Annotated in this window: 10 protein-coding genes; 8 read left to right on the forward strand and 2 right to left on the reverse strand. The window is 47.0% G+C overall.

All coding sequences use genetic code 11. The features are described from left to right. Positions 1 to 17: 17 nt before the first annotated feature. Genes OCV50_RS18215 through thiM form a run of 3 tightly spaced genes read left to right on the forward strand, consistent with a single transcriptional unit; the run spans position 18 to position 2,460 of the window. Positions 18 to 968 (forward strand): ABC transporter substrate-binding protein, encoded by a 951-nt coding sequence (locus tag OCV50_RS18215; RefSeq protein WP_261905196.1) that lies wholly within the window; start codon positions 18 to 20, stop codon positions 966 to 968. Between the two features lie 8 nt (positions 969 to 976). Continuing rightward, positions 977 to 1,663 (forward strand): thiaminase II, encoded by a 687-nt coding sequence (tenA, locus tag OCV50_RS18220; protein ID WP_261905197.1) that lies wholly within the window; start codon positions 977 to 979, stop codon positions 1,661 to 1,663. An 8-nt stretch (positions 1,664 to 1,671) separates the two neighbouring features. Continuing rightward, on the forward strand, positions 1,672 to 2,460 hold the full coding sequence (gene thiM, locus OCV50_RS18225) for a hydroxyethylthiazole kinase (RefSeq protein WP_261905198.1): 789 nt from the start codon (positions 1,672 to 1,674) through the stop codon (positions 2,458 to 2,460). A 114-nt stretch (positions 2,461 to 2,574) separates the two neighbouring features. Here the strand turns inward: thiM and OCV50_RS18230 are convergent, their stop codons facing one another. Next, positions 2,575 to 4,521, reverse strand: coding sequence for a HAMP domain-containing methyl-accepting chemotaxis protein (locus tag OCV50_RS18230; protein ID WP_261905199.1), 1,947 nt, complete (start codon positions 4,519 to 4,521; stop codon positions 2,575 to 2,577). A gap of 336 nt (positions 4,522 to 4,857) precedes the next feature. On the opposite strand from OCV50_RS18230, the gene thiE reads away from it, so the two are divergent. Then, on the forward strand, positions 4,858 to 5,475 hold the full coding sequence (thiE, locus tag OCV50_RS18235) for a thiamine phosphate synthase (RefSeq protein WP_261905200.1): 618 nt from the start codon (positions 4,858 to 4,860) through the stop codon (positions 5,473 to 5,475). Between the two features lie 92 nt (positions 5,476 to 5,567). On the opposite strand, the gene OCV50_RS18240 is transcribed toward thiE, so the two are convergent. Further along, complete coding sequence (locus OCV50_RS18240; RefSeq protein WP_239840443.1) at positions 5,568 to 5,909, reverse strand: thiamine-phosphate diphosphorylase; 342 nt, start codon at positions 5,907 to 5,909, stop codon at positions 5,568 to 5,570. A 381-nt stretch (positions 5,910 to 6,290) separates the two neighbouring features. Here OCV50_RS18240 and OCV50_RS18245 point away from each other — a divergent pair, with 381 nt between their 5' ends. The 4 genes from OCV50_RS18245 (at position 6,291) to OCV50_RS18260 (ending at position 13,096) form a co-directional block, all read left to right on the forward strand. Continuing rightward, complete coding sequence (locus tag OCV50_RS18245; protein WP_261905201.1) at positions 6,291 to 6,698, forward strand: hypothetical protein; 408 nt, start codon at positions 6,291 to 6,293, stop codon at positions 6,696 to 6,698. A gap of 105 nt (positions 6,699 to 6,803) precedes the next feature. Beyond that, complete coding sequence (locus OCV50_RS18250) at positions 6,804 to 8,252, forward strand: TolC family protein (protein ID WP_390905173.1); 1,449 nt, start codon at positions 6,804 to 6,806, stop codon at positions 8,250 to 8,252. A gap of 9 nt (positions 8,253 to 8,261) precedes the next feature. Continuing rightward, positions 8,262 to 9,974 carry an efflux RND transporter periplasmic adaptor subunit gene (locus tag OCV50_RS18255; RefSeq protein WP_261905202.1) on the forward strand — a complete coding sequence of 571 codons (1,713 nt, stop codon included), beginning with the start codon at positions 8,262 to 8,264 and terminating at the stop codon, positions 9,972 to 9,974. 2 nt (positions 9,975 to 9,976) lie between these two features. Beyond that, positions 9,977 to 13,096 (forward strand): efflux RND transporter permease subunit, encoded by a 3,120-nt coding sequence (locus tag OCV50_RS18260; protein WP_261905203.1) that lies wholly within the window; start codon positions 9,977 to 9,979, stop codon positions 13,094 to 13,096. Positions 13,097 to 13,133 lie beyond the last annotated feature (37 nt).

A 13,133-nucleotide genomic window follows, 5' to 3' on the forward strand; every position in this document is an offset into this window, starting at 1 on the left:
AAAAGGAAAGGTTAACTGTGAAAAACACAAAATTGATGGGTGCGGCAGCACTGATTGCTTCATTGGTTTCTGGCCATGTTATGGCGGATGAGTCAAAAGTCACACTGATGCTTGATTGGTTTGTAAACCCGAACCACGGCCCAATCGTGATTGCTCATGAGCGTGGTTACTTTGAAGAGCAAGGCTTAGAAGTTGAAATTCAAGAGCCAGCGGACCCAAGCACACCCGCTAAGCTTGTGGCCGCAGGGCGTGTTGATCTTGCTGTGACTTATCAGCCAAGCCTGACGATGGATGTGGCTGCGGGACTGCCGTTAGTGAGAGCATCTACGCTTATCGCGACACCATTGAACACGCTAATGGTTTTAGATAACGGCAAGAACGATTCGTTAGCTGATCTAAAAGGCAAGAAGATCGGTATCGCTATCGCGGGCAATGAAGAAGCGACGATCGGCACGATGTTAGCGCAAGAAAATGTTGCCTTTACTGACGTTCAAACCATCAATGTGGGTTGGGCGCTTTCTTCATCTCTGGCTTCTGGCAAAGTCGACGCTATTTGGGGCGGTCTACGCAACTTTGAAACTAACCAGTTAGCTCTAGAAGGTTACAAGGCAAAGGCTTTCTTCCCTGAAGAGCATGGTGTGCCAGCTTATGATGAGCTTATCTTCGTTGCTAATGCGAAAAAGCACGATGACCAAGCAATCAGAGCATTCAACAAAGCGCTTGAACAAGCGACGACCTACATCGTGAACCACCCAACTGAATCTTGGAAAGAGTTTGTAGCTTACTCACCAGACACACTAAACAACGAGCTTAACCAGCGTGCATGGAACGATACTCTCACTCGCTTCGCTCTTCGTCCATCCGCGGTTGACCTGAAACGCTACGATGATTACGCACAATTCATGTACGACAAAGGCATCATCAAATCACTGCCAAAAGCGGCTGACTACGTACCGACGTTCGAATAAGGAACATCATGAAATATCAAGATTTAATTGAGGCATGTCAGCAAGATTGGCAGGACTATACCGAGCATGAGTTTGTGCAAACACTGGCACAAGGTAGTTTGCCTCAGCCTTGTTTTCTCCATTACCTGAAGCAAGATTTTCTGTTTCTAAAGCAGTATGCCCGTGCTTATGCGCTAGCTATTTACAAAGCGAACACATTGGCGGACATGCGTCGTGCTCTACCAAGTGTGCATGCGCTTTTGGATTCTGAGATTGGACATCACGTGACTTACTGTGAAAAGTGGGGATTAACCGAATCTGACCTTGAGAATGAACCTGAAGATTTTGGCACCGTTGCGTATACGCGTTATGTACTCGATGCAGGTATGACTGGGGATCTGGTTGATCTCTACGCAGCGCTTGCACCGTGTTCTATTGGTTACGCGGTGATTGGTAAAGCTTTGTTGGAAGATTCAAAGACAGTGTTAGAGGGTAACCCTTACCGCAGCTGGATAGAATTGTACGGCGGTGAAGAGTTTCAAAGCGGTGTCGCAGTGGGAGCGGAGTATTTCGAGCAGTTGCTTGCTGAAATTGATATCAACAGCCAGCGTGGACAAAAGCTGATCCACATTTTTAAAACTGCAACACGCATGGAAGTGGCGTTTTGGCAGCAAGGGCTGGATGCCAACAACTCAACGTTTCCAACGTCTAACTAGAGGTTTTTATGCTTATTGAACAGATCACACGCTCGCTACAAACGTTGCGAGAACAGAAACCGTTGGTGGTTAACATCACGAATTACGTTGTCATGAATAACAGTGCCAATGCGCTATTAGCTTTAGGTGCTTCTCCGATCATGGCGCACTCAAAGCAAGAGATGGCAGAGATGATGTCTTTTGCTGGCGCACTGGTGATCAATATCGGCACGTTAGACAGCACTTGGACGCCACGTATGGAGTTTGCCGTAGAACAAGCGAATGCCAATGGAAAAACGGTTGTTCTGGATCCCGTAGGGTGTGGCGCAAGCCTGCTGCGAACTGAAACTTCGCGCCGTATTGCACAATTAGCAGATAGCTTGATCATCCGTGCTAACGCCTCTGAGGTCATCGCATTGGCAGGTGAGCAAGCGCAAAGCAAAGGTGTTGATGCCTTAGACAGCAGCGAAGCGGCTCTGGGGGCTGCCAAGTTCCTCGTGTCTGAATATAACGCTAGTGTGGTGATTTCTGGTGAGACTGATTATGTAGTGACTGCAGAATCGGTAACCCAGCTCAATAATGGCCACGCCATGATGCCTTTTGTGACGGGCATGGGTTGTACCCTATCTGCGTTAACGGGGGCGTTTGCCGCGGTTGGTGATAAGAGCGGTTTGGCGGCAGCGGCGGTATTGGGTGTTGCTGGTGAAATTGCGGCTGTGCAGGCTCAAGGTCCAGGTAGTTTGCAGCTCAATATTCTTGATGCTCTATATCAATTAGATGAAGAGACACTAGCAGCCCGCCTAAAGTTAACGGCTTAGTTGGCCGATTGGAAGAACTCTGAAATCTAAAAACAATAACCCCGAGTCTTATCAACTCGGGGTTATTTTAATTGGTGCTAAATGACCTGTCGTGGTTAGGGCTCAAATTGAGCACTAGGCACTTCTGAACCGGTCTACTTGGCTCTTAAGGTGGTGTGCTACCTCGGTTAAGTCGCTTGCTGCTTCTGAAATCTTAGCGACAGATTCTTGGTTGCTTTGGGCAATGGTATTGGCACCTTGGGCGTTATCACCTAGCGAGCGGGTTAGACTATCTTGCTCATCGACTGATATTGCGATCTGGCTGTTGGCTTGGTTCAAATCTTGAATGTGTTGATTGATGACATGCAAGTTTTGAGACGCTTGTTGAGCCTGAGTCGATGCCTGAGATACCGTACCATGACTCTCCTTAATCGATTCTAGAGCGTCTTTAGCACCGCGCTGCAGTGAGGTAATTAGATCATTAATTTGGCTTGCTGACTCTTGAGTGCGTTGCGCTAGGGTACGAACTTCATCTGCAACCACCGCAAAGCCTCGACCTTGCTCGCCAGCCCGCGCTGCTTCGATCGCTGCATTTAGAGCAAGTAGATTAGTTTGCTCGGTAACACCTTGAATTACTTCCAGAATTGCACCAATGTTCATCGACTCTGCATGCAGGTCGCTTACTTTTTGGCTGCTGAGTTGCATCTGTTCGTCGGCTTGGCCAATCTCTTGCAAGGTCTTATCTACTTCGGTTAAACCCATAGCAACGTTAGAGGTAGCATGGCTCGCAACCTCAGACGCATGGTTAGCGCTAGACGCGATCTCTGAAGTGCTTGATGCAAGTTGGTTAACGGCGGAAGAGATATTGATGATCTCATCGTTGAGTCGTGCTGCGTTATTAGAGCCAGTTGTCGTCACACTATCGAGCGATTCTGACATTTCGCCAATGCGTAGGCTCGAAGCGTTCACTTGCTGAACGATATCGCGCAGAGATTCAATGGTGGTTTTCATGTTTTCAAGCAACTGACCTATTTCGTTTTGGTCAGTGACTTTGACGTCAACGCTTAGGTTGCCTTGTGCCAGTTCATTGGTAATCTCTTTGACTTGTGCAATACCCTTGTTGATTGAACGCGTTACGAAAATCGCACTTGTTGTGCCGACTAATAGAGCAATACCAGTAAGTAACACTATGATTTGAATAGAGCGTTCCTCACTGAGTGCTAGCTCTGGGATAAGCGCGTTCTTTTGTTGTTCTAAGATGGACTGTGCATCGAGTACCGCAATCGCAAGCGTATCACCTAGGCTAGTTAACTGAATTTGAAGCTGCGCGTTTTCCAACTTTTGCTGGTGCACTTGGTCAAATCCTGCAGCATAGGCTTCTCGCTGAGCGGTAAAACTGTCGATTAACTCTGCTTGGTAGTCGGACGATTCTAGAGAGCGAATGTCACCTTCAATGCCGGGTAGGGCGTACTCAAATAGATCTTGGCCTGTTTCGTAGGTTTTTGGGTTACCGTCGTTGGAGTAGCTTAAGACTGCGATTTTCGCCGCTAAGAAGTTCTCCATTAACATACCTGCGTATAGGCTCGCGTTAGAGTCATCGTTGTTATAAGACTCGTAAAGTAAGCTCTGAGCTGCTTTAAGCGCGTTCTCTTCTCTTTTTACCATCTCAACCGTGACGAGCTGGTGGATCAATTGTTGGCTTTGGCTCATTAATTGATACGCTTGGTCGAATGCAGTAATGCTTTGCTGCACTTGAGACAGTCGCTCTAAGCTGTCGACATGTTGAGTTTGATTAAGTAGAGATTGTAGCTGCTGATCGATCTCACTTTTATTGGCGAGGTAAGCTTGCTGATATTGTTCATCAAGCGTTGCAAGGTATCGCTCAGACGTGAGGCGCATCTGTAAAAAGTGGGTTTCAATATTGCTGGATTCTGCTGCTTGTCCACTCAATAGACTGTAATCTTTGAATCCGTTAGACAGGGTTTGGATCCCTTGAAAGCTAACAAAGCCCGAGATGATGAAAAAGAGTAAGCAGATCGCATAACCCAGTTTCACTCTTAAAGAGATAGATAGTTGACGCATATACATCCTTATAATCCGCGTTTCACTGTATTCTTGCCCGTAAGTACTCGCAGAGTATTTCACATTTACTATGTAAGAGCATGCAAAATGTAACATTTTTGTGTCACTTGTAGGCGTTTTGTTGTGTTTGGATGTTGCTGTCAGAGTTTTTGAGATGTTTTATGTGTGTTTAGTGACATATTGTCAGGCGTGTGGCGGTAGAGAGCGGACTATGATCTGGCAGCAAACATTTAAAGACGAGTATTTGATGTCTCTAGCGCACTCAAACGGTAAACTAGATGTTCAATAACAAAGCACCGCAATAAACGGTTTGTGCGTTTAAAGGATACCAAATCAATGAGCAACCCATACAAACTCTACCTTGTTACCGATGACCAACAAGACTTAGCCACTCTAGAACATGTGGTAGAGCAAGCCGTCGCGGGTGGTGTGACCATGGTTCAAGTAAGAGAAAAGCATGGTGACGTAAGAGCTTTCATTGAACGTGCACAACGAGTCAAAGCTATTTTGAAAGGTACAGGTGTTCCTTTGATCATTAATGACCGAGTTGATGTGGCATTGGCGGTGGATGCAGATGGACTTCACTTGGGGCAATCGGATATGCCAGCGACGATTGCGCGCCAATTGATAGGTGGAAATAAGATACTTGGATTATCGATTGAGAATGAACAGCAGCTGGAAGAATCCAATCACCTGCCGATCGATTACATAGGCCTGAGTGCGATTTTTGCAACGCCAACCAAAACCAACACTAAAAAGCACTGGGGTGTGGAAGGACTAAAGAAGGCACTTGAAACAACCAGGTTGCCAATTGTCGGCATTGGTGGAATCAATGAAAACAATATTCCAGAGTTGATGGCGACGGGCGTTCATGGGTTAGCACTGGTGTCTGCGATTTGTCACGCAGATGACCCAAAGGCTTCATCTGAGCATCTACTTTCGTTAATGCGCTAATTCGAGGTCAATTGACTAGAAAACAACGCTTCAACAAGAGCAACCTGTTTTCTAGTCATATCTTAGTGAGATCTGAATTAGCTCAACTCAGCTTATTGAACGCAGAGAGCAATGGTGCCAACAATCATAAGAGCGATAGCAACGTACCACCCGATTTGTGTCTTGTTGTCCGCAACGAATATCTTGATGTAATTCACTTCTTCATGAGCCATTGCGATAAAGTCGGTGTAGTTAATCGACAATTCGCGACGTGTCTCACGTAGTTCATTTTGAAGCTTGTTGAAAGCCTCATCCATAAACCCTTTCATTTCACTTGCTGCTGGCTTACCCATTAGCAGAGTGTCCCAAATTGCCATGCGTGAAGCGTACTCACTATCACTAACACAGTTCAGTACACGCAAGTCATACTCGCGCTTGTCACGCTCTTTCCCCATTTTTAGTGGGCAAATATTCTTTAAAACGTTCACAAATAATTCCAAAGGTTCATTCAGGTAGAAACGAGCTCCAAAATGAGCTCATAAACTGGGGTGAATCGAAATTCAAAAATTGACCTGAGCAATGAACATGATTGACGTAACGCATTTAAGTATCTGAAGATTCCTTAACCAATCAGACGCCTTGCATAGTAATTTTGAGACCCAATCACATCAACTAGGGTGTTTTGTCTAGACGACAAAGATAATTGTTAGAAAAATTGGTAGTTTGTGTGTTTGGTGAGCGATCAATCAATATTCGGACTATATTTGTCATTATAAGGATTGACCTTCCCCTTGGGGTAACCTTTATAGTAATACTTCACGTTATATGGATTGGTTATGACATACTCACTTAAGACATTCTGGATTACGATCTTCAGCATCCTTGCGATGTTGTTGTCGACGGGTGTTTCTAGTGCGTCAACCATAGAAATGCAGATGATGGATAAAGAGACCATGGCTTGCCCGCATGCCAGTATGATGACTCCTGAAATCGCTGCAATGTGTTCGGTCTCGGACGCTCATCAATCCATGCACGACATGGCTCAACATGAGCCTGGTCATTGTTCACATGGTGGCGATGGCTTTGCCAATTGTTGTGTCTCTATCTGCCTGAGTTGGTCCTATCCGCTCCAATCAATGAATACCTTATCCAGTTTTGCCTACTCGCTTGCTCCCTATCATGACGTGATCATCGGTAGCAAGGTCGCGCGTATTCAATTTATTCTTAGACCGCCTTCCGCTTAATTCACTATTCCACAATTTCATTACCTATCGGTCCGTTGTAACGACTGTCCCTAGGTGCGATCTATGCGTTTTTTAACGCCATAAAATGGATTTATTCTTGTGAATATTGAATCAAGATGGTTGGTGCTACCGATTTGCACCAGCTTATTGGCGATGCCTGCATTTGCTTTCGCGGCATCGTCGAATACGACGGTGACTTCGACCAGTGCGAGTCATTTAAATAATGGCAGCGACAGTGAATCTCAACGAGTGTATGAGCGTGAGCTCTCACTGCTCATTGAGCAAGCACTGCTACGTGATAGCGGTCGCCAGCAGATCATTGCCCAATCTCAAGCTACTCGTCACGCGGGCATCGCGTCGGCGACGTTGAGCGATCCTAAACTTAAAGTGGGTTTTGGCGGCTTGCCCGTTGATAGCTTTAAGTTTGATGAAGATCCAATGACCAACATTTCTGTTGGATTGATGCAGCAGTTCGAGCGTGGTTCGACGTTGGATTTGAAAGAGCGTCAATCAAGTCAACAGGCTGATGGCATCCAATTTCAAGTTGCCGTTCGAGAAAGAGAAATCACTAATACCATCACCACTCTGTGGCTAGAGCTTGGTTATCAACAAACAGCGCGTGCAACCTTGTTGGAAAGTCGTCGATTGATGGCAGAGCTAGAGCGATTCATTGAGACCAATTACGGAATCGGTAACAGTGAAGCGCAAGATCTTCTTAATGCTCAGCTTAACGTGGTGAAGTTTGATGAAAAACTGCAAGCCAACCAACAGCAGCAACGCCGTATCATTGCACAGTTATCCGAATGGTTGGGTGATGAATGGTTGAATGCTTCTTTGGCTTCAAGCCAAACGCCTGCCAAAGACTCGTCAACTAAGACTATTCAAGCCAATAACGCGTTGGGTTGGCAAGATCTTGAAACGCGGTTAACGCCTTACACGGGCAACTCTCAATTCTATCCATTGTTGCAATCGCATCCTATGGTGCGTGCGGCGGATAGCGCTATCACCGTTAACGAAACTCAAGTAGAGATCGCAGAGCAAGCTTACTTGCCTCAGTTTGGTGTCGAGGTGATGTACGCCTATCGCCAAGCCAATAACATGCAAGGTAATCCTGCCTCTGATCTCGTGAGTGCGTATGTGACCATGGATATCCCACTGTTCACAGGTAATCGACAAGATAAAGGTGTAGAAGCGGCCCAATATCAAGTGGGTTCAGCACGCGCTCAGAAAGAGACCTTATTGAGCCAAATGAACGCCAAAGTAAATGCGCTTTTGGTAGACAGAGACAATCTGTCTCAGCGTATTGAGCGTTATCAAAAAAGCTTTATTCCTCAAGCCGATGCGACCACACAGGCGGTCGAGCGCGGCTATCAAAATAATACCGCGCAGTTTAACGATGTGATCACTGCCATGACCAATGCGCTCAATATTCAGTTAGAGCAACAGAGACTGATCACGGATCTCAACATCGTCAATAGCCAGTTAGCGGCGCTTGTGGGTGGGTCATACCACCAGCCTTCACAATCACAAAAGACAACGTCTCAGGCGCAATAAGGAATCTTCATGAAATCATTTAAAGTCGCAAGCATTGCACTAGTCGTTGGCGCTGCAATCGGTGTTGGTGCGAGTCAGTTTTTTTCAATGAACCACGCTGCAATGAGCAGTGAATCATCTACCAGTGGTGCAGATGAACCGCTCTATTGGGTGGCACCTATGGATCCGAACTATCAACGCGATCAACCGGGTAAATCACCGATGGGCATGGACTTAGTCCCAGTTTACGCCGATGACTTAGCAGGCAAGAAAGACAAGCCAGGTACGGTAACTATTGATCCTGCGGTTGAAAATAACCTTGGGGTGAAAAGTGAAACGGTGAAATTAGAGCCTCTGACCCCAAAGATCGAGACCGTTGGATACGTTGCGTTTGATGAGAGCCGTTTATGGCAGACCAATGTCCGTGTTTCTGGTTGGGTTCAAGAGTTATTTATTAATGCAGTGGGTGAGAAGGTATCAAAGGGGGAAGTGTTATTCACGCTCTATTCTCCTGAGTTAGTAAAGGCACAAGAAGAGTTGCTCAGTGCTTATAAAACCGGTCGAAAAGGGATGATTGGAGGTGCGAAAGAGCGATTGCTTTCACTCGGTGTTGATAAGTTGCAAATCAATCACATCGTGAAACGGGGTAAGGCCTCACAAACTATTGAAGTAAAAGCGCCTGCCGATGGTGTTATTGCGACCTTGAACATCCGAGAAGGGGGATACCTTTCCCCAGCCCAAGCGGTGATCAGTGCCGGACCACTCGATGAAGTCTGGGTGGATGCCGAAGTATTTGAGCGCCAAGCGCATTGGATCTCTCAAGGTACAGCAGCTTCGATGACGCTAGATGCTGTACCGGGCGGTGAGTGGAGTGGTCGTGTGGATTACGTCTACCCAATTCTCGATCCTACAACACGTACTTTACGTGTACGCCTCAAGTTTCCAAACCCAGATGGTGAGCTAAAACCAAACATGTTCTCAAACATCACTCTTAAGCCTGAAAGCGAAGATGATGTGTTAACAGTAGCGCGCTCTTCCGTGATCCATTCAGGAGGTATGACGCGAGTAGTGCTTTCTGAAGGCGACGGAAAATATCGTTCTCATCGTATCCGAGTGGGTCGTGAAGCAGGTGATCGTGTTGAAGTGCTAGAAGGGCTAGAGCCGGGTATTGATGTGGTTACCTCTGCTCACTTCATGATTGACTCAGAATCGAGTCAAACAGCGGATCTGTCTCGTATCTCTTCAGTTAATGATGAACCAAACCAAATGAGCAGCTCTGTTTGGGCAAAGGGTACTATTACTAACTTGATGGTTGGACATCGCATGGCAACGATAGAGCACCAACCTGTTCCTGAGTGGGATTGGCCGGGCATGGTGATGGACTTTACCTTCTCTGAAGACGTCGATTTATCGGGATTGGCGAACGGTCAAGCGATCGACTTTGAGATGGAGAAGACAGAATCAGGCCAATACCAAGTGACGGATGTGAGTCAGAGTGATGACGTAATGGCGACAGAGGTTTGGGTTGAAGGCGATATCACGATGTTGATGGCAGACTTCGGGATGATCACGGTGAACCATCAAGCCGTTGATGAGTGGCAGTGGCAAGCGGGAGAGATGAACTTCACCACAAGCGACGATATTCCGCTTGGCGATTATCAAGAGGGACAGAAAGTACGTTTTCTAGTGGTGAAATCGGGCACAGATTATGTGTTGAAGCAAATTGAGTCGGCTGAGGATTAGTGATGATAAATGCAATTATTCGCTGGTCGATCAGCAATCGATTTTTGGTACTCGTCGCCACTATCGCGTTGACTTTGGGGGGGCTCTACAGTGTTAAGAACACACCTGTTGATGCGATTCCTGATCTCTCTGATGTACAGGTTATCATCAAAACTAGCTATCCGGGTCAAGCGCCTCAGGTAGTGGAAGATCAAGTAACCTATCCATTAACCACGGCAATGCTTGCGGTACCCGGCGCTGAAACGGTGAGGGGTTACTCGTTTTTTGGTGATTCTTACGTCTATATCATCTTCAATGACGATACTGACATGTATTGGGCGCGTTCAAGGGTGTTGGAATACCTGAGCCAAGTTGCGCCTAAGTTGCCAGCCAGCGCCAAGCCAACACTTGGTCCTGATGCGACCGGTGTGGGCTGGATATATAGCTATGTTTTGCAAGATAAAACGGGTCAGCACGATTTAGCTGAGCTGCGCAGCTTACAAGACTGGTTTTTGAAGTATGAACTTCAAACCGTGAATGGTGTGTCTGAAGTGGCGACCGTTGGCGGCATGGTGAAGCAGTATCAAGTGCAGATCGATCCTGCCAAACTGCGTGCTTACGACCTGACATTAAAGCAGGTGAATAGCGCTATTCAGAGCGGAAACCAAGAAACAGGCGCTTCAGTGATTGAGGTAGCAGAAGCGGAACACATGGTGCGCACATCGGGTTATCTAACGGGGATTGAAGACCTAAAAGCCTTGCCTTTAAAGGTGACGGCGAAAGGAACCCCTTTGCTGTTAGGTGACATTGCCGACGTTAACCTTGGTCCACAAATGCGCCGAGGCATCTCAGAGCTAAATGGGGAAGGTGAGGCCGTTGGCGGCGTCATTGTGATGCGTTTTGGCGAGAATGCCAGTGAGGTGATCTCTGAGGTAAAAATTAAGCTGGAAGAGCTACAACGAAGCCTGCCGGATGGTGTCGAGATTGTTGCAACCTATGACCGTTCAACTCTGATCGATTCTGCGGTTGAAAACCTTTGGCAGAAGCTTGCCGAAGAGTTCTTAGTGGTTGCGATTGTGTGTGCCTTGTTCTTGTTTCACATTCGCTCATCGTTGGTGATCGCGCTAAGTCTCCCGGTGGGTATCTTGTCGGCATTCATCGTGATGCACTGGCAGGGTATTAACGCAAACATCATGTCGCTTGGCGGCATCGCGATTGCAATCGGCGCTATGGTGGATGGTGCGATCGTGATGATTGAAAACGTGCATAAACATATCGAGCGCACACCACTTAATGACAACAATCGTTGGCAGGTGATCGGCAAAGCTGCAGAAGAGGTGGGTGCACCGCTGTTCTTCTCACTATTGATCATTACATTGAGTTTTGTGCCAGTGTTCGCCTTAGAAGGTCAAGAGGGCAAGATGTTCTCGCCTCTTGCGTTTACTAAAACCTACGCGATGGCAGCATCTGCCGGTTTGGCAATCACATTAGTGCCTGTGCTTATGGGTTACTTCATTCGCGGTAAGGTACTTCCTGAGCATAAGAACCCGATCAATAAGGGTTTGGTTGGCTTGTATCGTCCGCTTCTGAATATAAGCCTACGCTTCCCTAAAACGATTATCGTAGTGGCAGTTGCTTTGATGGCATCAGCGTATTACCCAACCAGCAAACTTGGTAGTGAGTTTATTCCTCCGCTCGATGAAGGGGATTTGATGTACATGCCAACGACCTATCCAGGGATCTCGATAGGTAAAGCGCGTGAGCTACTCCAGCAAACCAATAAGCTTATTAAAACCATTCCTGAAGTGGAAACGGTGTGGGGCAAGATAGGTCGTGCTGAGACAGCGACGGATCCGGCACCACTAACCATGATTGAAACGGTTATTCAGTTTAAGCCTAAAGATACATGGCGTGACGGTGTCACCTCTGAGTCTTTGCGTGATGAACTCAATAGTCTGATTCAGTTCCCCGGTTTAACCAATGCTTGGGTTATGCCAATCAAAACCCGAATTGACATGTTGGCTACAGGTATCAAGACACCGATCGGGATCAAGATTGCCGGCCCAGACCTTAAGGTGATTGAGAAAATCGGCGCGGATATAGAGCCGATCTTGAACGAATTGGCGGGAACAGCTTCAGTTTATGCCGAGCGTGTAGCGGGTGGTCGTTATGTGACCATCGATATTGATCGTCGTTCGGCTGCGCGATACGGCTTAAGTATTGCTGAGATCCAACAGGTTATTTCAACTGCTGTTGGCGGGATGAACGTTGGTGAAACCATCGAGGGGCTTGAGCGCTACCCAATCAATGTGCGTTATCCACAAGCCTATCGTGATTCAGTGATTAAGTTACAGAACTTACCTCTGATCACCGCGAATGGAGCGCGCATTGCTTTAGCCGATGTCGCCGATGTGCGCTACGAGGACGGCCCTCCAATGATCAAAACAGAAAACGCACGACCAAATGGGTGGGTGTTTGTTGATATTGAAGGACGAGACTTGGGGACTTATGTCGATAACGCTAAACGTGCGGTCGCAGAACAGCTAGAGCTTCCTGCTGGGTATTCACTGGCATGGTCTGGTCAATATGAATACATGGAGCGAGCAAAAGAGCGCTTGAGCATTGTGGTGCCGATTACCATTGCCATCATCATGCTACTGCTTTACCTAAGCTTCCGCCGCGTTGGAGAGGTGATGGTGATTATGCTGACTCTGCCATTGGCGATGGTGGGGGGCGTTTGGTTGATGCACTACCTTGGCTATAACTTCTCAATAGCGGTAGGGGTTGGCTTTATCGCGTTAGCGGGAGTTGCCGTTGAGATTGGCGTGATCATGCTGGTTTACCTAAACCAAGCTTGGAACTTTAGAAAGCAAGATCATGAAACGACCCATACGCCATTACAACACCAAGACCTCTTGGATGCGATTCGTGAAGGGGCTGGGTTGCGAGTGCGCCCCGTGATGATGACAGTACTGACAGTCATTATCGGTTTGATTCCAATTATGTATGGCGAAGGGACAGGCTCAGAGGTGATGCAAAGAATTGCGGCTCCTATGATTGGTGGCATGGCATCTGCCTTACTGTTGACCTTACTGGTTATCCCAGCCATTTTCGTGCTTTGGAAACAACGAGAAATTAAGTAACTCATTATTAAACGACTGAATTTAAAAGGCCCAGTTA

The organism is Vibrio fortis (assembly GCF_024347475.1).
Classification (GTDB): Bacteria; Pseudomonadota; Gammaproteobacteria; order Enterobacterales; family Vibrionaceae; genus Vibrio; species Vibrio fortis.